Source organism: Amycolatopsis sp. NPDC051758, from assembly GCF_044453095.1.
Lineage (GTDB): Bacteria > Actinomycetota > Actinomycetes > Mycobacteriales > Pseudonocardiaceae > Amycolatopsis.
This window is the reverse complement of the sequence record NZ_JBITCJ010000005.1, coordinates 599,757-620,847: the sequence shown is the minus strand read 5'-3', so window position 1 is coordinate 620,847 and position 21,091 is coordinate 599,757. Positions and strand designations below refer to the sequence as shown.

19 protein-coding genes are annotated in these 21,091 nt (G+C 72.1%); 2 read left to right on the top strand and 17 right to left on the bottom strand.

Annotated elements, in window-relative coordinates; all coding sequences use genetic code 11:
* Positions 1-28 precede the first annotated feature (28 nt).
* Positions 29-1,198, top strand: coding sequence for an MFS transporter (locus ACIA5G_RS26495; protein ID WP_395927713.1), 1,170 nt, complete (start codon positions 29-31; stop codon positions 1,196-1,198).
* Here ACIA5G_RS26495 and ACIA5G_RS26490 read toward each other — a convergent pair.
* The 17 genes from ACIA5G_RS26490 to ACIA5G_RS26410 form a co-directional block, all read right to left on the bottom strand.
* Positions 1,195-2,025, bottom strand: coding sequence for an NAD(P)H-binding protein (locus ACIA5G_RS26490; RefSeq protein ID WP_395927711.1), 831 nt, complete (start codon positions 2,023-2,025; stop codon positions 1,195-1,197). The two genes, ACIA5G_RS26495 and ACIA5G_RS26490, sit on opposite strands and share 4 nt — an antisense overlap.
* Positions 2,026-2,101: 76 nt before the next feature.
* Positions 2,102-2,932 (bottom strand): cell division protein FtsQ/DivIB, encoded by an 831-nt coding sequence (locus tag ACIA5G_RS26485; protein WP_395927709.1) that lies wholly within the window; start codon positions 2,930-2,932, stop codon positions 2,102-2,104.
* Positions 2,933-2,936: 4 nt separating this feature from the next.
* Positions 2,937-4,334: a UDP-N-acetylmuramate--L-alanine ligase gene (gene murC / locus ACIA5G_RS26480; protein WP_395927707.1), complete on the bottom strand. Its 1,398-nt coding sequence runs from the start codon at positions 4,332-4,334 to the stop codon at positions 2,937-2,939.
* Positions 4,327-5,451 carry an undecaprenyldiphospho-muramoylpentapeptide beta-N-acetylglucosaminyltransferase gene (gene murG / locus ACIA5G_RS26475; protein ID WP_395927705.1) on the bottom strand — a complete coding sequence of 375 codons (1,125 nt, stop codon included), beginning with the start codon at positions 5,449-5,451 and terminating at the stop codon, positions 4,327-4,329. The genes murC and murG overlap by 8 nt, the downstream gene beginning before the upstream one ends.
* Complete coding sequence (gene ftsW, locus ACIA5G_RS26470) at positions 5,448-6,947, bottom strand: putative lipid II flippase FtsW (RefSeq protein ID WP_395927703.1); 1,500 nt, start codon at positions 6,945-6,947, stop codon at positions 5,448-5,450. Before ftsW ends, murG begins: the two co-directional genes overlap by 4 nt.
* On the bottom strand, positions 6,934-8,340 hold the full coding sequence (murD, locus tag ACIA5G_RS26465) for a UDP-N-acetylmuramoyl-L-alanine--D-glutamate ligase (protein WP_395927701.1): 1,407 nt from the start codon (positions 8,338-8,340) through the stop codon (positions 6,934-6,936). Before murD ends, ftsW begins: the two co-directional genes overlap by 14 nt.
* Before the next feature lies 1 nt (position 8,341).
* Positions 8,342-9,418, bottom strand: coding sequence for a phospho-N-acetylmuramoyl-pentapeptide-transferase (gene mraY, locus ACIA5G_RS26460; RefSeq protein WP_395927699.1), 1,077 nt, complete (start codon positions 9,416-9,418; stop codon positions 8,342-8,344).
* Positions 9,415-10,917, bottom strand: a complete 1,503-nt coding sequence (gene murF, locus ACIA5G_RS26455) for a UDP-N-acetylmuramoyl-tripeptide--D-alanyl-D-alanine ligase (RefSeq protein WP_395927697.1) — start codon at positions 10,915-10,917, stop codon at positions 9,415-9,417. The genes mraY and murF overlap by 4 nt, the downstream gene beginning before the upstream one ends.
* Positions 10,914-12,458, bottom strand: coding sequence for a UDP-N-acetylmuramoyl-L-alanyl-D-glutamate--2,6-diaminopimelate ligase (locus ACIA5G_RS26450; RefSeq protein ID WP_395928024.1), 1,545 nt, complete (start codon positions 12,456-12,458; stop codon positions 10,914-10,916). Before ACIA5G_RS26450 ends, murF begins: the two co-directional genes overlap by 4 nt.
* 237 nt (positions 12,459-12,695) lie before the next feature.
* Positions 12,696-14,618, bottom strand: a complete 1,923-nt coding sequence (locus ACIA5G_RS26445) for a peptidoglycan D,D-transpeptidase FtsI family protein (RefSeq protein ID WP_395927695.1) — start codon at positions 14,616-14,618, stop codon at positions 12,696-12,698.
* On the bottom strand, positions 14,618-15,340 hold the full coding sequence (locus ACIA5G_RS26440; protein ID WP_395927693.1) for a hypothetical protein: 723 nt from the start codon (positions 15,338-15,340) through the stop codon (positions 14,618-14,620). Before ACIA5G_RS26440 ends, ACIA5G_RS26445 begins: the two co-directional genes overlap by 1 nt.
* Entirely contained in the window at positions 15,337-16,290 is a 954-nt protein-coding gene (gene rsmH / locus ACIA5G_RS26435; RefSeq protein WP_395927691.1) for a 16S rRNA (cytosine(1402)-N(4))-methyltransferase RsmH, read from the bottom strand. The genes ACIA5G_RS26440 and rsmH overlap by 4 nt, the downstream gene beginning before the upstream one ends.
* A gap of 214 nt (positions 16,291-16,504) precedes the next feature.
* Positions 16,505-16,936, bottom strand: coding sequence for a division/cell wall cluster transcriptional repressor MraZ (gene mraZ, locus ACIA5G_RS26430; protein ID WP_086670270.1), 432 nt, complete (start codon positions 16,934-16,936; stop codon positions 16,505-16,507).
* 585 nt (positions 16,937-17,521) lie between these two features.
* A complete protein-coding gene (locus ACIA5G_RS26425; RefSeq protein ID WP_395927688.1) occupies positions 17,522-18,253 on the bottom strand; it encodes an ESX secretion-associated protein EspG in 732 nt (243 codons plus the stop codon).
* Complete coding sequence (locus ACIA5G_RS26420) at positions 18,250-18,753, bottom strand: PPE domain-containing protein (RefSeq protein ID WP_395928022.1); 504 nt, start codon at positions 18,751-18,753, stop codon at positions 18,250-18,252. The genes ACIA5G_RS26425 and ACIA5G_RS26420 overlap by 4 nt, the downstream gene beginning before the upstream one ends.
* Positions 18,754-18,820: 67 nt before the next feature.
* Entirely contained in the window at positions 18,821-19,375 is a 555-nt protein-coding gene (locus ACIA5G_RS26415; RefSeq protein ID WP_395927687.1) for a DUF3558 domain-containing protein, read from the bottom strand.
* Positions 19,368-19,715, bottom strand: a complete 348-nt coding sequence (locus ACIA5G_RS26410; protein ID WP_395927685.1) for a hypothetical protein — start codon at positions 19,713-19,715, stop codon at positions 19,368-19,370. The genes ACIA5G_RS26415 and ACIA5G_RS26410 overlap by 8 nt, the downstream gene beginning before the upstream one ends.
* A gap of 303 nt (positions 19,716-20,018) precedes the next feature.
* On the opposite strand from ACIA5G_RS26410, the gene ACIA5G_RS26405 reads away from it, so the two are divergent.
* Positions 20,019-21,086, top strand: a complete 1,068-nt coding sequence (locus ACIA5G_RS26405; protein ID WP_395927683.1) for an AAA family ATPase — start codon at positions 20,019-20,021, stop codon at positions 21,084-21,086.
* Positions 21,087-21,091: the final 5 nt, after the last annotated feature.

The following is a 21,091-nucleotide window of genomic DNA, read 5'->3' as shown; positions in this document are numbered from 1 at the left end:
GATCAAACCGGTTCCACGAGGGGCGCGCATGACCGAGACCGAGCAAAAAGCCCCGCCCGGCTGGCTCGTGCTGCTGCTGGCCGTCTCCTGTGGACTTACCGTCGCCAACCTCTACTACGCCCAGCCGCTGCTCGCCGAGCTGCGGCACACGTTCGGGGTCGGCGAGGCCGCCGCCGGCGGGGTGGTCACGGCCACCCAGATCGGATACGCCGCCGGGATGCTGCTGCTCGTCCCGCTCGGTGACCGGCTCGAGAACCGCAGCCTGGTCGCGACGCTGCTCGCGCTCGCCTGCGCCGGGCTGGTGGTCACCGGCGTCGCCCCCGGGTTCGCCGTGCTGCTCATCGCCTCCCTGGTCGTCGGCGCGGCGTCCGTCGTCGTGCAGATCCTCATCCCGTTCGCCGCCGACATCTCCCCCGATGCCATCCGTGGCCGGATCGTCGGGCGGGTCGTGAGCGGGCTGCTCTTCGGCATCCTGCTCTCCCGCGTGGTCGCCAGCCTGCTGGCCGAGGTGACCAGCTGGCGCGTCGTGTTCCTGATCTCGGCGGGGGCGATGGCCGCGCTCGGCGTGGTGCTGCGGTTTATCCTGCCGCGGCGCGCGCCCAAGACCGATGTCCACTATGGACAGCTGCTGCGCTCGACCCTGGCCATGTGGAAGAAACACCCTGCGCTGCGCCACCGCGCGCTCTACCAGTCGGCGATGTTCGGGGCGTTCAGCGCGTTCTGGACGACGATCGCGTTTGTGCTCACCGCCCCGCCGTTCAACTACAGCCAGCTCGGCGTCGGCCTGTTCGCGCTGGCCGGGGCGGCCGGTGCCGCGGTGGCGCCGCTGGCCGGGCGGTGGTCCGACCACGGCCACGGCCGGCAGCTCACCGCGGGCGCGTTTGTGCTCTGCGCGGCGGCCTTCGCGCTCGCCGGCTTCGGCGCGCACAGCGTGATCCTGCTGGCGATCGCCGCGATCGCGGTCGACACGGCCGTCCAGGCGACGCTGGTGACCGGCCAGCACGTGATCTACCAGCTCGATCCGTCGGCCCGCGCCCGCGTCAACAGCGTCTACCTCGGCACGTTCTTCATCGGCGGCGCGATCGGCTCCCAGGCCGGCTCCATCGCCTACCACCTGGGCGGCTGGACGGCGGTCGTCGTCTTCGCCGGTGTCCTCCCGCTGCTCGGTCTGGCCGGAATGACACGCACCGAGGTCTAGCCGAACACGTCGCGCCGCGCGGAAACCCACTCCGCATACGTCGTCCCCGGGCGGCCCAGCAGCTCCTCGACAACGCCGGTCGGGACCTGCGGGTGCCGCAGCGTCTCCTCGAAGCCGTCCAGGAGCCAGTCGACGGCGGCTTCGGGGACGCCGTACCCGACCCACTGCGCACGCTGCTCGTCCCGGGTCAGCTCGCGGAACCGGATCTCCTTGCCCAGCACCGATTCCAGCGTCGCGACCTGACCGCGCAGGCTGATCGCCGCCGGTCCACTGAGGACATACGTCTGGCCGATGTGTCCTTCGGTGGTCAGCACCCGGGCGGCCACCGCGGCGATGTCGCCGAGGTCGATCGGGGTCTGCGTCGCGTCGCCGTACGCCATCGCGACCTCGCCCGCGCGAACCATGGGCGCCCAATCGAGCGTGTTGTTCATGAAGACGCCGGGGCGCAGGAACGTCCACGCGAACCCGGCTTCCCGAACCGCTTCCTCGACGGCGCCGTATTCGTTGCCACTGGAGCCTTCGTGGTCGTCGCCGACACTGCTGCCCGACAGCGCGACGACCCGCTTGATGCCCGCGCCGGTGGCCAGTTCGCAGAACTTTCGGACGGTCCGCGCCATCGGGGCGAGGTACACGGCGTCAACACCCTTCAGCGCCACCGGCAGCGTCGACGGACGAGCCAGCGAGCCGACCACCACCTCCGCCTCGTCGGGCAGCGAAGCCCGCTCCGGCTCGACGGTCAGCGCGCGCACCGGCACCCCCGCCGCGAGCAGCTCGTCGACCACCAGCCGGCCCACGCTGCCGGTCGCGCCCGTCACCAGGATCGTCATGACACCCTCCTCGTATCCGTATGCCGTACGAGATCGTACGGCATACGGGAATCAGAGTGCACATAAAAAGGGGATTTCAGGAGGTGATGGTCGGCAGCTCGGGCGCCGCGACGTCGTAAACCTTGCCCTCTTGGGTGAGCAGCGCCGCGAGGACCTTCGCCTTACGGTCGGTCTGCTCCGCCGTTCCCCAGCGGACGATCTTCCCGCTCGACAACGTGAACTCGACACTCGCCGGAGTCTTCGCCGTCGCCGTGGTGACCTGCTTGAGCAGCTGCTCCGGGATCACCCCGAGGACCGCCGTCACCGCGCGCGTCACCGGGTCGTCCGCCGACACCTTCGGCAGCTTGAGCTCCGGCAGCCCCGCCGGGCGGGCGGGCACCGTCTTGAACACCACGCCGCCGCCGTCGACGAGGTGGACACCGTCGCCGCCCGGGCCGCTGTCGAAGAACGCGATCGCCGTCCGCTCGGTCACCGTGATCTCGACCGTGTTCGGCCACGAGCGTGACACCTCGACCGTGGCGATGCCCGGCATCGCGGCCACCCGGTCGCGGATCTCGTCGGTGCTCAGCCGCAGCATGGGCTTGTCGACCGGGACCGCCGCCACCACCCGGATCTGGTCGGCCGGCACCGTGCGGGCGCCCGCGACCGAGACGTCCTTCGCCCCGAGCATCGAGCTGAAGAACAGCAGGTAGACCAGCGCGACCAGGGTCAGCACGCTGAGCAGCGCGACCCACCGGCGGCGCATCTCCACCTGCCGGTTGGGCCGCCGGTTGCGCGGCGCGGGGCGCGCGGCGCGGGTGCGGCGGCGTTCCTCGTCGGAGCGCCGCCCGCGCCGTTCCCGCGCCAGGGCAGCACGATCCCGTTCGTCCTCTTCGGACGGACGGCGGCGTTCCCTGGTCGGACTCATCGGCTCAGCGCTTGTCCAGCTCGACGAGGATCTCCGGGCCCAGCTGCGTCACGTCCCCGGCGCCCATGGTGACGACCAGGTCGCCCCCACGAGCGAGCCCCGCCACCAGACCGGCGGCGACGTCGAACGCCGGCTCGTAGTGCACCGGCACGGTCACCGCATCGGCGATCAGCGCCCCGGTCACCCCCGGCTCCGGCTCCTCGCGGGCGCCGTAGACGTCCAGCACGACAACCTCGTCGGCCAGGGACAGCGCCGAAGCGAACTCCGCCGAGAACAGCTTCGTCCGCGAGTACAGGTGCGGCTGGAACACCACGATGACCCGGCCGTCGCCCGCCGCGGTCCGCACCGCGCGCAGCTGCGCGTTGACCTCGGTCGGGTGGTGGGCGTAGTCGTCGTAGACGCGGACGTCGCCGGCGCGGCCCTTGAACTCGAAGCGGCGGCGCACACCACCGAACGCCGCCAGCCCCTCGGCGAGCCCCTCGGCCGGGGCGCCCAGCTCGATCCCGGCCAGCAGCGCCGCGACCGCGTTGAGCGCCATGTGCTCACCCGGCACCGCGACCCGCACCGACAGCTCGGAGCCGTCCAGCAGGAGCCGCACGACACCGCCGTCCGGCGCCGCGGTGTAGTCGAGGATGCGGGCGTCGCCCTCGTCGCTGACGGTGCGACCGTAACGGCGCACCCGGACACCCAGCTCCGCGGCCTGCTTGCCCAGCTCGTCCGCCGCGAGATCGTCACCGCAGACGATCAGCAGCCCGCCCGGCACGATCCGGCCGACGAACTCGGTGAACACCTTCGTGTAGGCCTCGGCGGTGCCGTGGTGGTCCAGGTGGTCCGGCTCGACGTTCGTCACGACCGCGACCGACGGCGAGTAGGTCAGGAACGAGCCGTCACTCTCGTCGGCTTCCGCGACGAAGATGCCGCCTTCGCCGTGGTGGGCGTTGGCGCCGGACTCGTTGAGGTCGCCGCCGATGGCGAACGACGGGTCGAGCCGGCAGTGCTGCAGCGCCACGGTGAGCATGGACGTCGTCGACGTCTTGCCGTGCGTCCCGGCGATGCAGGCGACGCGGTGGCCCGCCATCAGCCCGGCCAGCGCCTGTGCCCGGTGCAGCACCGGGATCCCCGCGGTGCGGGCCGCAACCAGCTCCGGGTTGGTCTCCTTGATGGCCGTCGAGACGACCACAGCGGACGGCGGCTGCGAAAGCGCCGAAATGTTCGCGGCGCTCTGGCCGACGAACAGCTCCGCGCCCTGGGCCCGCAGCGACAGCAGCGCGCGGGACTCCTTGGCGTCGGAACCCGACACAAAAGCCCCGCGCGCCAGCAGGATCCGCGCGATGCCGGACATGCCGGCCCCGCCGATCCCGATCAGGTGCGCCCGGCGCAGCTCTTCAGGCAACTCAGGCACCAGCGGCCTCCAGGACGATGCGAGCGAGGGTCTCGTCGGCTTCGCGGTGGCCCATACCGACCGCGGCCGCGCCCATCTTCGCGACGCGGTCGGCGTCGGTGACCAGCGGGACGACCAGTTCGGCGACCTTCGCCGGGCTCAGGTCGGCGTCCTCGACCATCAGCGCGGCTCCCGCGTCGACCGCGGGACGGCCGTTCGAAGCCTGCTCGCCGTTGCCGATCGGCAGCGGGACGAACACCGCGGGCAGCCCGACCGAGGTCACCTCGGCGACCGTCATCGCGCCCGAGCGGCAGATCGCGACGTCCGCCGCCGCGTAGGCCAGGTCCATCCGCTCCAGGTACGGCACCGGCACGTAGGCCGGCTTGCCCGGGAACTCCTGCACGACGAGCGTGTTCTTCGGGCCGTGCGCGTGCAGCACGCCGATCCCGGCGTCGGCCAGGTCCTTGGCGGCGCCGGACACCGCGGCGTTGATCGACTGCGCGCCCTGCGAACCGCCGAACACCAGCAGCGTCGGCGCGTCCGGGTCCAGCCCGAAGTGCGCGCGGGCCTCGGCCCGCAGCGCGGCGCGGTCCAGCGACGTGATCGACCGCCGCAGCGGGATCCCGACGACCTCGGCCTTCGGCAGCGGCGTTCCCGGGACGGCGACCGCCACGCGCTTGGCGAACCGCGCGCCGACCTTGTTCGCCAGGCCGGCCGACTTGTTGGCCTCGTGCACGACGATCGGGACACGCCCGCGCGCGGCCAGGTAGGCGGGCAGGGCGACGTAGCCGCCGAAGCCGACAACGACGTCCGCGCCGACCCGGTCGAGCACCTCACGGGTCTTGCGGACCGAGTCCCGCACCTTCAGGGGCAGCCGCAGCAGCTCCGGTGTCGGCTTGCGGGGCAGCGGGACCGGCGGGATCAGCTCCAGGGCGTAACCGCGGGCCGGGACGAGCTTGTTCTCCAGGCCGCGCTCGGTGCCCAGCGCGATCACCGTGGCGTCCGGGCGCAGCCGCATGACGGCGTCGGCCAGGGCGAGGGCGGGTTCGATGTGTCCTGCGGTGCCACCTCCGGCGACCACGACCACGGGCCCCTTGCCCGCGGCGGCTCGCTCGGTTCCCTTGACGGGCTTACTCACCAATGACCTCTCCGGTTCGCGGTACTCCGGGTACCACGGCTCGCTGTTGTCCGCGCGGCCCCGCGAGACGTGGCCGTGCTCGTCCGTGCCGCGCTGCGGCGCACCGGCTCGCGGACCGACCTGCGTCGTTCCTGTGCCGGGGCGGGCCGCGCCGCACGGGGCGCCGGCCTGGCCGCCTTCGCCCCACTTCGCCCCGCCCCCTTGCGCGTGGCGGGCGGGCGGTACGGGTCGGGCGCGGGCAGCCGCAGCAGACGTCCGAATTTACCCGGCCCCTGTGTGCGCAGCGCGGCCACCGCCTCCGGTTCGTGCCGCGCGGCGTTCGCGAGCACGCCCATGATGAGCATGGTGATCACCAGCGAGGTGCCGCCGTAGGAGATCAGCGGCAGCGTGACGCCGGTGACCGGCAGCAGGCCGACGACGTAGCCGATGTTGATGCCGGCCTGCGCCACCAGGAACACCGTCAAGGTGCCGGAGACGATCCGGATCCACGGGTCGATGTTGCGGGTGGCGATCCGCAGGCCCACGACGGCGACCCCGGCGAACAGCGCGAGCACGACGACGCAGCCGATCAGCCCGAGCTCCTCGCCGATCAGGGCGAAGATGAAGTCGTTCTGCACGTTCGGCAGGTAGCCCCAGTTGGACGTGCCCTGGCCGAGGCCCTTGCCGAAGAACCCGCCGTCGGCCAGGGCCAGCTTGGCCTGGTTGGCCTGGAAACCCTCGGCGCTGGTGTCGGCGTCCGGCGACAGGAACGACATGACGCGGTCGAGCCGGTAGGGCGCGATGACGGCGAGCACCAGCACGCCGGCCAAGCCACCCGCGAGGATCACGCCGAAGAGCCGTTTCGGGGCGCCGGCGAACCACAGCAGCGCCAGAAGCACCACCGCCAGGGTGACCGTGCCGCCGAGGTCCGGCTGCAGCATGACCAGGGCGAACATCAGCAGCGCGATCGGCACCACGGGCACCAGCAGGTGCCGCCACTGGTGGATCACGTTGTACTTGATCACCAGGATGTGCGCGCCCCAGAAGGCCAGCGCGACCTTCGCGGCCTCGACCGGCTGGAAGGTGAAGTCGCCGAGCTTGAACCAGCCCTGCGAGCCGTTGACCGTCGAGCCCAGCGGCGTCAGCACGAGCACCAGCAGGCTCAGGCACATGACCGTCGCGGTCGCCGACATCCGCCGGATCCGCTCCAGGTTCACCCGCAGGCCCACCCAGAACACGACCGAGCCGATCGCGACGAACACCAGGTGCTTGGTGAACAGCGAGTACACCCCGCTGCCGGTCTTCGGGTTGTAGGAGCCGACCGAGGACGCCGAAAGCACCATGACGATGCCGATGACGGTGAGCACGCCGGTGAGGGCGAGCACGAGGTGGAACGACGCGAGCGGGCGTGAGAGCCACGCGGTCAGCGCGGTCCGGAAGGTGACGAACCCGCTTTCCTTGCGCTCCCGGCGCGGCCGCTTCGGGGTGGGCTGGGACTTGGGCTCAGTGACCGTCACTCGGCTCCCCCGCTGCGTCGTCGCGGAGGACGTGCACCGCCGCGGCGAACGCGTCGCCGCGCTCGCCGTAGTTGCGGAACATGTCCAACGACGCCGCGGCGGGTGCGAGCAGCACCACGTCACCGGATCGGGCCATCGCGCTGGCCGCACTCACCGCCGCAGTCATGGGTTCATGGTCACCCGGACGGAGGCTGTTCACCGGGACATCCGGCGCGTGTCGCGCCACCGCGGCGGCGATCACGGGTGAATCGACGCCGAGTAGCACAACTCCCCGCAAGCGGCCAGCGATGCTGCTCACGAGTTCGTCGACCGAGGCGCCCTTGAGCTGGCCTCCGGCGATCCAGACGATGCTCTGGTGGGCGCGCAGCGACCCGGCGGCCGCGTGCGGGTTGGTCGCCTTCGAGTCGTTGACGTACCGGACGCCGGCGATCTCGGCGACCTCCACCGCCCGGTGCGGCGCGGGCTGGTACTCGCGCAGGCCCTTCAGGACGGCCTCCGGCGAGACGCCGTGCGAGCGGGCCAGCGCGGCCGCCGCGAGGGCGTTCGAGACGTTGTGGGGGCCGGCCGGGCGGACGTCGGCCAGCGTCGCGAGTTCCTCGGCGCTGTTGTCCGGGTCGGCGACAAAAGCGCGGTCGACCAGCAGGTCTTCGACCAGGCCGAGCTCACCGGCAGCGGGCGTGTCCAGCCGGAACCCGACACGACGGGCGCTCTCGGACGCGTGCTCCTCGGCGATCCGGGTGGACCAGTCGTCGTCGGCGTTGTGCACCACGATCTTGGCGCGGGTGTACGCGCGCCCCTTCGCGGCCGCGTACTCGTCCATCGAGCCGTGCCAGTCGATGTGGTCCTCGGCCAGGTTCAGCACCACGGCCGCGTCCGGCGCGAGCGTCGAGGACCAGTGCAGCTGGAAGCTCGACAGCTCGACGGCCAGCACCTCGTACCCCGCGCGGACCGCGTCGAGTGCCGCGTAGCCGATGTTCCCGCAGGCCACGGCATGCGCGCCGGCCGCCTTGAGGATCGACTCGAGCATGCCCGCGGTGGTCGTCTTGCCGTTGGTGCCGGTGATCACCAGCCACGACGGCGGGTGCTCGCGCAGCTGCCCGACCCGCCAGGCCAGTTCGACGTCGCCGATGACCTCGATCCCGGCCTCGGCCGCGGCGGCCAGCAGCGGTGACGTCGGCCGCCAGCCCGGGCTGGTGACGACGAGGACGACGTCGGACGGCGGCTCGCTCAGCCCCGGCACCAGCTCGGCGCCGAGGCCCTCGAGCTCGGCCAGGCGCTCGGCGTTGCCGTCGGTGACCGTGACCCGCGCGCCGAGGTCGACGAGCACGGGGACGATCGACTTGCCGGTGACACCCGCACCGGCGACGAGGACGTGACGACCGGCGACATCCACGTCAGCCTCCGAGCTGCTCGCTGTAGAACAGGCCGAGCCCGAACATGCAGCAGATCGCCGAGAGCAGCCAGAACCGGATGATCACCGTGGTTTCCGCCCACCCGGCGAGCTCGAAGTGGTGGTGGAAGGGGGCCATCCGGAAGAGCCTTCGCCGGGTCGTCCGGAACACCGCGATCTGCGCGACCACCGAGATCATCTCGACCATGAACAGGCCGCCGATGACGATGGCGAGCAGCTCGGTGCGGGTCGTCATGGACAGCCCGGCGACCAGGCCGCCGAGGGCCAGCGAGCCGGTGTCGCCCATGAAGATCTTCGCCGGGGCCGCGTTCCACCAGAGGAACCCGACACACGCGCCGGTGGCTGCGGCGGCCACGGTGGCCAGGTCGAGCGGGTCCCGGACGTCGTAACAGGCGGCCGCCGGGCCGTTCGCGCAGGAGAGGCGCTCCTGCCAGAACGAGATGACGACGTAGGTGGCCAGCACCATCGCCGCCGCGCCGCCGGCCAGGCCGTCGAGGCCGTCGGTGAAGTTCACCGCGTTCGACCAGCCGGAGATCACGATGTAGCAGAAGATCACGAAGATCACCGAGGGGAAGGTGATCAGCGCCAGGTCACGGGCGTAGGAGAGGCTCTCCGACGCCGGCGTGATGCCCTGTTCGTTCGGGAACTGCAGCACCAGCACCGCGAAGGCGATGGTGACCACCAGCTGGCCGACCAGCTTCGCGGTCTTGTTCAGCCCCAGGTTGCGCTGCTTGCGGATCTTGATGAAGTCGTCGAGGAACCCGACGACGCCCAGTCCCACCGCGAGCATCAGCACCAGCAGCCCGGACACGCTCGGCGCGCCGCTGCGGGAGTTGAACATCCAGTTGATCAAGTGCGCCACGAAGTACCCGGCCACCATCGCGATGATGATCGCGACGCCACCCATGGTCGGGGTCCCCCGCTTGGACTTGTGTCCCTGCGGGCCTTCCTCGCGGATCTCCTGGCCGAAGCCCTGCCGGGAGAAGACCCGGATCAGGTACGGCGTGAGCAGGATGGAGATCAGCAGGCCCGCCGCGGCCGCGATCAGGATGCTGATCACGCGTCACCACCGTTCGAGCGTTCTTCGGAGTTGTCGGATTTCCGGGGTTCGAGCAGGGCTTCGGCGACCCGCCAAAGACCGGCGGCCTTGGAGGCCTTGACCAGCACCACGTCCCCGGGACGGAGCTGATCATGCAGCAGGGCGGCGGCGGCGCCGACGTCGGGTACCAGGATCGATTCCTCGCCCCAGGAGCCCTCCTGGAACGCCCCCTGGTGCATGGCCGCCGCCTCGGGGCCGATCACGACGAGCTTGGCGATGTTGAGCCGGACGACGAGCCGGCCGATCTCGTCGTGGGCGGTGACCGAGTCCGCGCCGAGCTCGCCCATCACGCCGAGCACGGCCCAGGACCGGCGGCCGGACTCGCGTGTCATCGCGGCGAGCGCCTTCAGGCCGGCCCGCATCGACTCGGGGTTGGCGTTGAAGGAGTCGTTGAGGATCGTCACGCCGTCGGGCCGGGTGACGACCTCCATGCGGCGCGCGGAGCGCCGTTCGAGGCCGGAGAGCCGGGTGGCGATCTCCGCCGGGGTCGCGCCCAGCTCGAGGGCGACGGCCGCGGCGGACAGCGCGTTGCCGACGTGGTGCTCGCCGTGCAGCGGCAGCTTGACGTCGGCCTCGCCGGCCGGGGTGATCAGCCGGAAGGAGGCGCGGGCCTCGTCGTCGAGCGTGATGTTCTCCGCGCGGACCTGCGCGGACGCGGTCTCGCCGACGAACACCACGCGAGCCTTCGTGCGGCTCGCCATGGCCGCGACCAGCGGGTCGTCCAGGTTGAGCACCGCGACGCCGTCCTCGGGCAGGGCCTCGACCAGCTCACCCTTGGTCTTCGCGATGCCTTCGCGGGAGCCGAACTCGCCGACGTGCGCACTGCCGACGTTGAGCACGACGCCGATCTTCGGCGGGGCGATCTCGGCGAGGTGGGCGATGTGGCCGGGCCCGCGGGCGGACAGTTCCAGCACCAGGTGCCGGGTCTCCGCGTCGGCCCGCAGCGCGGTCCAGGGGTGGCCCAGCTCGTTGTTGAACGACCCGGGCGGCGCGACCGTCGGGCCGAGCGGCTCGAGCAGCTGCGCGATGACGTCCTTCGTCGACGTCTTGCCGGACGAGCCGGTGACACCGACGACGGTCAGGTTGCCCTCGGCCAGGCGCTGCACGACGAACCGGGCGAGCTTGGCCAGCGCGGCCAGCACCGCGGCGCCGGAGCCGTCCTTGTCGCCGGTCAGCGCGACCGACCGCTCGTGCGCCTCGCCGGGAGCCAGGGGCGGCACGACGATCGCGGGCGCGTCGACCTCACGGGCGGCCAGCACGGCCGCGGCACCGGCGTCGACCGCTTGCGCGGCGAAGTCGTGGCCGTCGACCTGCTCGCCCGGCAGGGCGACGAACAGGCCGCCGGGGGTCAGCTTCCGGGTGTCGAACTCCACACTGCCGGTCACCTGCGTGCCCGGGTCGGCGTGGTGCAGCCGGCCGCCGACGACGTCGGCGATCTCGGCCAGGCTGAGCACGATCACACACTCACCTCGAGTTTGTTGCGGATGGCCGCGGCCAGCTCGTCGCGGTCGGAGAACGGGTGCACAACACCGCCGGCCGCCTGGCCGGTCTCGTGCCCCTTGCCGGCGAGGAAGACGATGTCGCCCGGCCCGGCCAGCGCGACGGCGTGGGCGATGGCCTCGCGGCGGTCACCGATTTCGACGATCTCGCCGCCCTCGGCCGGGCCGACGGCGCGGGCGCCGGCGAGCATCGCGGCCCGGATGGCCGCGGGGTCTTCGGAACGCGGGTTGTCGTCGGTGACGATCAGGACCTCGCTGCGGCGGGCCGCCGCCTCGCCCATCATCGGGCGCTTCGCGGTGTCCCGGTCGCCGCCGCAGCCGAGCACGGTGATGATCCGGCCCTCGGTGCGCGCCCGCAGCGCGTCGAGGCCCTGCGCGACCGCGGCCGGCTTGTGGGCGTAGTCGACGACGGCGGTGAAGTCCTGGCCGACGTGCACCCGCTCCATCCGGCCCGGCACCTGCACCTGCGCGAGCCCGGCGACGATGTGCTCCAGGCCCACCCCGGCGGTGCTCAGGATCGCGGCGGCGAGCACGGCGTTGGCGACGTTGAACTCGCCGGGCAGCGGGATCCGGGCGGGCGCCGAGACGCCGTCCGGGCCGTGCAGGGTGAACGTCTGCTCACCGTGCGGGGTGGCCTCCAGGTCGGTGGCCTTCCACGCGGCGTCGGTGCCGGGATCCGTGGTCACGGTGATCGTCTGCGGGGTGAGCAGCGCCTGCCCCCACGCGCTGTCGACCACGACGACCTCGGTGGTCGAGCGGCCGTCGAACAGCAGCGACTTCGCGGCGAAGTACTCCTGCATGTCCTTGTGGAAGTCCAGGTGGTCCTGGGAGAGGTTGGTGAACGCGCCGACCGCGAACCGGGTGCCGTTGACCCGGCCCAGCGCGAGCGCGTGGCTGGAGACCTCCATCGCCACGTGCGTGACGCCGCGCTCCAGCATCACCGCGAACAGCGCCTGCAGGTCCGGCGCCTCCGGTGTGGTGAACCCGCTGACCAGGCGTTCGCCGGCGATCCGGGTCTCGACCGTGCCGATCATGCCGGTGGTCAGCCCGGCGGCCGCCAGCCCGGCGTCGACCAGGTAGGACGTCGTGGTCTTGCCGGAGGTGCCGGTGACGCCGAGGACGGACAGCCGCAGCGACGGCTCGCCGTAGATCCAGGCGGCGATCTCGCCGAGGGCGGCACGCGGGTCGGCGTGCACGAGGATCGGGACGCCGGCGTCGCGCAGCGCGGGCCGTTCGGCGCCCTCGGCGTCGGTGAGCACCGCGACGGCGCCGGCGGCGACCGCCTGGTCGCTGAAGTCGGCGCCGTGCGCGCGGGCGCCCGGGAGGGCCGCGAAGAGGTCGCCGGGGAGCACGTGCTGCGCCCGCAGCGTGGTGCCGGTGACGGTGAGCTCGGCCGCGTCGGGCGAGTCGGCGATCAGGCGGGCGTCCGCCCTGGCGAGGAGGGTCGCCAGCGGGACCGGGTCGATGCGCGCCGGACGCGGCGGCGCGGGGACCGCTTTCACCGGGCTTTCCGGCACCTGGGAACTGGACGAGGACACGGACACGGCCAAGAGGCTACCGGCGGCCGTCCGGGGGGCCCGCACGCGGTACGGCGATTGCGTGCGGCTGAGGCAGATGTGCTAAACGGCGGTCCGCACCCCGTTGCGCCGCAACGCTTTCCCGGACGCTGGGGACCGATGTGGACATTGGGACGCGAAAAAGCCCCCTCACCCGGGTGAGGGGGCTTTGACGGATCGTGCTCACTGCACGATGAGCGGCACCTCCGGCGACGGCCCGTCCGACAGCGGGATCTGGTACCGCTGCGTCAGGTACGACGCGATGCTGTGGAACAGCGGCGCCGCCGAGTGTCCCACCGGCAACGTCGTGTCCGGTGCGTCCAGCCGGATGCCGACCACGAACCGCGGGTGGTCGGCGGGCAGGATGCCGGCGAAGGTGATGTTGTAGAGGTGGTCGCTGTAGGCCTTCGTCCGCGGGTCGACCTGCTGGCCGGTGCCCGTCTTGCCGGAGATCTGGTACCCCTCGACCGCCGCCGTCGGCGCGGTGCCCTTCTGCAGGCCCTTGCCGTTCTGGGCGACCGCGCGCATCATGTCGCGCACCGCCTTGGCCGTCTGCGGGCTGACCACCTGGACCGACTTCGGCGCCGGCTCCGGCACCGTGGTGCCGTCCGGGTTGACCTTCGCCTTGACGACCCGCGGTTCGACGCGCAGGCCGTCGTTCGCGATCGCCTGGTACATCCCCGCCATCTGCAGCACGGTCATCGACAGGCCCTGCCCGATCGGCAGGTTGCCGAAGGTGGTCGCCGACCACTGGCTGCGCGCGGGCACGACACCGGCGCTCTCGCCGGGCAGGCCGACGCCGGTGCGCTGGCCGAGGCCGAACTTCTTGAGCAGGTCGGCGTAGCGCTCCTCGCCGATCTTCTGCGCCAGCAGCAGGGTGCCGATGTTGGACGACTTGGCGAAGATGCCGGTGGTGGTGAAGTTCTGCGTGCCGTGCGTCCAGGCGTCGTGCACGGTCTTGTCCGCGACCTGCAGCGCGCCGGGCACCGGGATCGTCGACTCGGGTGTCGCGAGGTTGTAGTCGAGCGCGCCGGTCGCGGTGACGACCTTGTTGACCGACCCGGGTTCGAACGGCGTGGTGACCGCCGGGTTGTTCAGGTCGTCGGGGGTCCAGGTGGACTGGTCGTTGGGGTCGAACGTCTTGTCGTTGGCCAGCGCGTAGACCTCGCCGGTCTTGGCGTCCATGACCACCGCCTGCCCGCCCTTGGCGTGCGACTGCTGGACGTAGTCCGTCAGCTGCCGCTGCACCTCGTACTGCAGGTCGGAGTCGATGGTCAGCTCGAGGTCCGACCCCGGCACGGCGGCCTGCAGGTCGCGCTCGGTGCCCGGGATGACGACGTTGTCGCTGCCGTTCTTGGTGTTGACCAGCATCCGCCCCGGCGTGCCCGCCAGGTCGTTGTCGCGGACCAGCTCCAGCCCGACCAGGCCGTGCAGGTTGTGCTTGGACACGTCCGGGTCGTCGGAGCGCCAGTTCGCGGCGCCGACGATGTTGGACGCCAGGCTGCCGCCCGGGTACTCGCGCAGCGCACGCTTCTCGACGGCGATCCACGCGAAGTGCTTCACGATGTCGGCGGCGACCGACGGCTCGACGTTGTGCACCAGGTAGGTGAACGTCGGCTTGTGCATCAGGTCCAGCAGCTGCTGCTCGGAAAGCTGGTTCGGCACCTTGGCCGCGATGTACTTCGCGGCCGCCGCGGTCTCGCTGTCGAACGTCTTCGTGGTGCCGGGGTTCTTCGTGGCGAAGTCTTCCATGCTCTTGCGGAACGCCTTGAGGTTCACCGACAGCGAGCGCACCTCGACGCTGAACGCCAGCTTCGCGCCGTTGCGGTCCACAATGGACCCGCGCTGGGCCGGGATGTCGATGGTCTGGGTGCGCTGCCGTTCGGCCGCGGCCGACAGCGCGCCGGCCTCGAACCACTGCACCTGCACCAGCTTCACGCCGGCGACGAGCAGGATGGCGACCAGGATGAGGCGCACCGCGGAGAACCGGCTGCGGTGCCCGCCGTTGCCCCGGCGCGCGGCCGCGCTGCGCGTCCCCGCGGCGTAGGTCCGCCGCGCGCTCCCCGCGGAACGCGCGCGGACCTGGCCACGGCTCGACGAAGCCATCACTGGCCCGCCGGCGGCGCCGGCTGCTCTTCGGCGGGCACGGCCGGCTGGTCACCCTCGATCGGCGCGCCCTGCTGCGACTGCGTGCCCGCGGCGGGCGCGGCGGGCGGCGCGGCCGGCACCGCGGGCGCGTCCGCCTTGGCCTTCTTGGGCTCGCCGACGAGCGAGGTCTTGCCGTCCGGGCCGACGACGATCCGCGCCGGGTCCCCGCCGGGCACCATGCCCAGCTGCTGGGCCGACGGCGCCAGCGAAGCCGGCGACTCGGCCTTGGCGACGTCGCGCTGGAGCTGCTCCTTCGTCTCGGCCAGGTTCGCGTTGGTGGTGCGGAGCTGCTCGAGCCGGTAGGAGTCGGCGATCGCCTGCGTCGTCAGCCACAGCGTGGTCGCCACGCCGACGGCCAGCAGCGCCATCATCAGCAGCACGAACGAAGCGCGCGACTTCGGCAGCCGGATCTTGAGCTTGAGCTTCGGCGCGTCAGGCGTCCGCTCCGCCTTCGACGCGGGTCGCGGCTCGCGCTCCTTCAGCAGGTCGGCGCGCTGGGCGCGGCGCGCGTAGGCACGCTCGGCCGCGCTGGTGCGGCCTCGCGACGCGCGACGCGGCGAGGCCTTGCCCGGCTCGAGGGTCTGCGGGTCCGGTTCGACCGTGGTCGAGGTGCGGGCGGCGTCGCCGCGGCCCCGCGTTGCCGGCGCGGCCCGGCGGCGGGACTTCGTGGGAGCGGTCATCGCGGCTCTCCGATCCTCTCTGCGGCCCGCAACCGCACCGAAGCGGCGCGCGGGTTGTGTTCGGTCTCCTCTTCGCCGGCCTTTTCGGCCCCCCGGGTCAGGAGCTTCAGCTCCGGTCCGTGCCCCGGCAGCTCCACCGGGAGTCCCTCCGGGGTGCGGGACTTCGCGAGCTCGGCCAGCGCCTGCTTGACCAGGCGGTCCTCCAGCGACTGGTAGGACTCCACGACGATCCGGCCGCCGACGCCGAGCGCGCCCAGCGCGGCGGGCATGGCCCGGCGGAGCACCTCCAGCTCGCCGTTGACCTCGATCCGCAGCGCCTGGAACGTCCGCTTGGCCGGGTGCCCGCCGGTCCGCCTGCTCGCCGCCGGGACGGCGTCGTAGAGCAGCTCGACCAGGCGCCCGCTCATCGTGAACGGCTCCTTTTCGCGGGCGTTCACCACGGCCCGGACGATCCGCTGCGCGAACCGCTCTTCGCCGTAGTCGCGCAGGATCCGGATCAGTTCGCCGGGTGCGTAGGTGTTGAGGACGTCGGCGGCGGTGAACCCGGTGGTCGGGTCCATCCGCATGTCCAGCGGGGCGTCCTTCGAGTAGGCGAAGCCGCGCTCGGCGCGGTCCAGCTGCATCGACGAGACGCCGAGGTCGAACAGGATGCCGTCGGCGCGGCGGATGCCCAGCCCGGCGAGGGCTTCGGGGAGTCCGTCGTAGACGGTGTGCACGAGGTCGACGCGGTCGCCGTGGCGAGCCAGGCGCTCGGCCGACTTCTCCAGCGCGGCCGGGTCGCGGTCCAGCGCGACGAGACGCAGCCGAGGGAACGCTTCGAGGAGGGCATCGGAATGCCCGCCGAGGCCGACGGTCGCGTCCACCAGGACGCCGTCACGGTCGGCGAACACGGGAGTGAACAACTCGACGATGCGCCTCAGCAGCACCGGGACGTGCTCGGGTGCCGTCATGTTCCCCTCCCCCTTTCTCGCCTGGGCGGCCCGGGGGAAAGACAGCGGATGCCGTCAGGTCCCTGTCCGCCCGCTGCTGACCTGGTACCGGGGAAGGTGCACCAGGGCCATTGAGCGGACAGAGGCCTCACGGCATCCGAGTGGGCGTCCCTGTTCGTGCGGGCACTGGTGTACCCCCGTCCCCCGACGACGTGGGTCCACCGCGACCGCACGCCTAGAAGACGCCCGGCAGTACTTCCTCTCGAGCCTTCGCGTAGCTGTCTTCGTGCTCCTCCAGGTAGCCCTGCCACGCTTGGGCGTCCCAGATCTCCAGCCTGGTGATCGCCCCGATCACCACGCACTCCTTGCTGAGCCCCGCGTAGCGGCGGAGCTCGGGCGCGATGCTGATGCGCCCCTGCCCGTCCGGGCGTTGTTCGTCCGTCCCGGCGAACAGGTAACGCTGGTAGGCCCGAACCGCCTCGTTCGTGAACGGGGCCTCGGCGACCTTGCGCGCCATCTGCTCGAACTCGGCGCGGGGGAAGACGAAGAGGCAGTGGTCCTGCCCCTTGGTGAGCATCAGCCCGCCGGCCAAGGCGTCGCGGAACTTCGCGGGCAGCGCGAGCCGCCCCTTGTCGTCCAGCTTCGGGGTGTGGGTGCCGAGGAACACGGCCTCCACCTCCCTACCGCCCTCGGCAGCGAACTACCTTGAACGGCTACGGGGCTTCCCTTCCGCCCCACTGGCCACCACCGTACCCCACTTTTCACCACAGTCAACGCGTCAAAACCGCGTCTCACTCCGTCGTGTGCTTTGTTTGCCCAGGTCAGCCGGGTGGGGGTTGGTGGGGGGTGCGGTGGGGGACGGTGGCCAAGATCCCCCGCACCGGGGGCCGGAGCAACCTCAGCTGTTCCCCGTGCGTCCGCATAACGGCCGCGAAAGAACCAGTCCCCTCCCCCGTGGGGCCGAGTGGGGCCCCGGGTGGGGCCCGGCGGGGACCGCGGTGGGTCGAGGTGGGGACCCGGGTGGCGCGAAGTGGGGAACCGCGTGACCAGGCGTCACCCCGGTTCGAAAACCCGAACCCGCGTGAGCACAGCCGTCATTCGCGTGATCAGACCCGTAACTCGCGAGTTCCGGCTTCAATCACGTGAGTTACGGCTTCGACCACGCGAGATCCGGGCTTGTTCACCGGGACTTGAGGGCTTGCTCACGGGTCCTGCCCGTCCGGACGGGCTTCGTGCCCCTTCGGGCAGCCGGTCAGTCTTCGGGGGTGACCAGGGCGGCTACGCGCGCGGCCAGCCGGGAGCTGTCCACCGGCATCACGTTCACCCACTCCTGCCCACCGCGCCCCGCCGTCTTCGTCGCGCAGTACGCGCCGACGTCGGTGTCGAACCACGTCAGCCCGCCGACCCGCGCAACCCGCCCCGAGGCCGACCGGCGGCTGACGCTGAACTGCCCCGCCGCGTAGACCGGCCGGGCCTGGATCGCCAGCACCTCCTGCTGCTGGGCCGACGCCGCCGCCGACTGCGCGCCGCGGACGGCTGGGTCCTCCGAAGCCGGCAGGCTCACGCCGTAGCCCGGCCCGGCCGACAGCTCCGGCAGCACGTCGACGATCGCCGTGCAGAGCTCGCCCGCGGTGATGCCGTCCAGGCCGATCGTCTGCTCCGGCTGGGTCGCCAGGACGCCGCGGCGGCCGCGGACCGCCGTCACCGCGCGGAACGGCACGGCCGCCGTCATGTCCGCCAGCGCTTCGCACGCGACGAACACCTCGCCCGTCGCGAGCAGGGTCAGCCGTTCCACCAAGGCCGGTTCAAGACGAGAGCCGTCGTAGAGCCCACGCTCGGCGAGGTTTTCGTACACCGCCTTCCGCACCTCGGCGCGTTCCTCGTCGGTGCCGCCGACGCTGCGCACGCCGAGCGGCTCCGGCGGGCGGTCGTGACCGAGGTCGGTCCAGAGGATGTCGAACGCCGACGCGGAGACGCGGATCAAGCCTGCCCCAGCGCCGGTGGGGCCGGGAACGTCTCGGCCGGGACGTGGCCGCGCAGGGCCGTGTCCCGGGTCCGCATGACGTCGACGGCCTTCTGCCGCGCGGCTTCCGCCTCGGCGCGGCGGGCCGCCATCTCGTCGGCCAGCCCGGCCAGGACCAGCACGTTCCCGGACGAAGCGGCGTCCCGGATCATCGACGCCGGGTCGTAGGTCACCGGCGGTGGCATGTCGGCCCGGGCCCGCGCGGCCGCGTCCGCCTGCGCGCCGATCGCGGTGCCGACCGACGCCGACACCGCGGCCGAGTGCGACAGCCACTGCGCGGCCCGGCCGAGCGAGGCGCGCGCCGCGTCACCCGCCTGGCCACGCCAGTTCTCCTGCGAAGAGGCGATCAGCGCGGCGATGTCGGCGGTCGACTCGTGCAGCCGCTTCGCCAGCCCGTCCCAGCGCGCGCCCGCCTCACCCGCGGCGACCGGGTCGTTGTCCCGCTCGACCTCGGCGGCCATCGCCTCGTGGCTGTAGGACTCGTACCTCGCGGCAGGGACGGGTGGTTCCACGGCGCACCTCTCGGAGTCAGGGCAGCTTGGGTTCGACCAGCCCGGCCACCGTGCCCGCGCGGCGGCAGGCGAGCGGGGTGTCCGAGAAGCCGGTGTTGCTGACGTCGATCTGGACACTGGCCGCGTCGCCGACCCCGATGAGCACGGCGCAGGTGCCGTCGGCGGCCTTCTTGTCCGCCACCTGCAGTGCCGGGTGCGCGCCGACCTTCGTCTTGGTGGCCGTCTTCTTCGCGACCTCGAGGTCGGCGAGGCCATCGGTCTCGCTGAGCGTCACGGTGACACCGAAGGTGCCGGGCACGGTCCAGTCGCACGCGCGGGCGCCGGCGATGTCCTTCGGTTTGCCGAGCACGCTCACCCCGGCGGTCGAGCGGTCCTGCGGGCCGAGCAGCGTGCACGGGTCGATCGCGGCCAGGCCGGTCCAGGCGACGACGGGCGGTGGTTGCGCGCTCGCGGTGGCGTGGCTGGAGGTGTGGCCGACGGCGGCGGGCTGGGCAGGCTGCTGCCCGCACCCGGCGAGCAGGAGCACAGCCGCCGGCGCCCACAGATACTTCTTGCGCACCCGGTCAGCCACCCGTGCAGTCGACGCCGTCCGCCGCCGTCTCGTCGGCGTGCTGGTACTTGGCCAGCGCCTCGCCGATCCGGTGCTTGAGCGTCTCGAGCTCCCGGCCGAACGCGGTCAGCTGCTGCACGGCCGAGCCCTTGCCGCCGATGCCGTACTCGGCCATGAACTTGCCGATCTCGCCGGCGTACCCGCCGCCGAGCGGCACGGTCCGGCCGAGCACCTTGGCTTCGCGGACCATCTCCCCGACGACGTCCTGCAGGGCGCCGATCTTCGTGTAGGCGTCCGTGGCCAGCTCGGGCGCGACCGCGAACCCGCGGACGTCGTACGTCTGCCCCCGCGCCTCGCTCATGAGCGGTTACGCCTCTCTGTAGCCGGGCGAACTCGTATCGGAGCATAGAACAGAGCAGGGTGTCAGCAGGAGCGCCCAGAATCGGGTGACAACACACCCGTTCGGGGTATCGTCCCTGCTTGCGCAGTGTCATCGACCGCCATAACGAGCGTCAGCATCGGGGCATCGCGGGGTTCCGCCCCCTGGTTCGCCCGGGTTTGACACACTGGATGGAAGGCTGGTCGCTGCGCGGACAGCAGCCAGGGGGCCGATCGGCCCGGTTGTGCGCACTCTGCGCCCAGCCATGCGCCACCAGGAGGTCGAGTGACGTCGAGAATCCAGTCTGCGGCGCCCGGATCGGGCGAGCAGGCATCCGGGCGGACGCCTTATCCGGCGGACGCCTCGGGCAACGGCCGGGTGAACGCCCGGCCGGGCAGAGTGTCGCTGGACGAACTGCACGAGGTCGCCCGGCGGATCGCCGCCAACATCGAACGGGTGCTGGTCGGCAAGCCCGACGTCATCCGGATCGCCCTGGTCACCCTGCTCGCCGAAGGCCACCTGCTGGTCGAGGACGTGCCCGGCGTCGGGAAGACGTCGCTGGCCAAGGCGCTGGCGAGGTCGATCGACTGCACGGTCAGCCGCATCCAGTTCACCCCGGACCTGCTGCCCAGCGACGTCACCGGTGTCTCCATCTACAACCGCCAGTCCGGCGACTTCGACTTCCGCCCCGGCCCGGTGTTCGCGAACATCGTGGTGGGCGACGAGATCAACCGCGCCTCGCCGAAGACACAGTCCGCGCTGCTCGAGTGCATGGAAGAGCACCAGGTCACCGTCGACACCACGACCTACCGGCTCGAAGAGCCCTTCATGGTGATCGCCACGCAGAACCCGATCGAGATGGAAGGCACCTACGCGCTGCCGGAAGCCCAGCGCGACCGGTTCACCGCGCGGGTGTCCATCGGCTACCCCGACCAGCAGGCCGAGCTGGCCATGGTCGACGAGCACGCCGGGCACAACCCGATCGAAGACCTGCAGCCGGTGTCCGACGGCGAGACCGTGCACCGGCTGATCGAGACGGTCCGCGGGGTGCACATGGCCCCCGAGGTCCGCCGGTACGCGGTCGACCTGGTGGCCGCCACCCGGCAGGTCCCGGAGATCCGGCTCGGCGCGTCCCCGCGGGCGACGCTGCACCTGGTCCGCGCGGCGCGCGCGCAGGCGGCGCTGTCCGGCCGCGACTACGTCGTCCCCGACGACCTGCACACCGTCGCGGTCCCGGTCCTGGCGCACCGGCTCATGCTCACCACCGAGGCGCACGCGGCCCGCCGCTCGGCGACCGACGTCGTGCGCGCGGTGCTGCACCGGGTGCCGGTGCCGCAGGGCTCCCGGCCCTAGTCGGC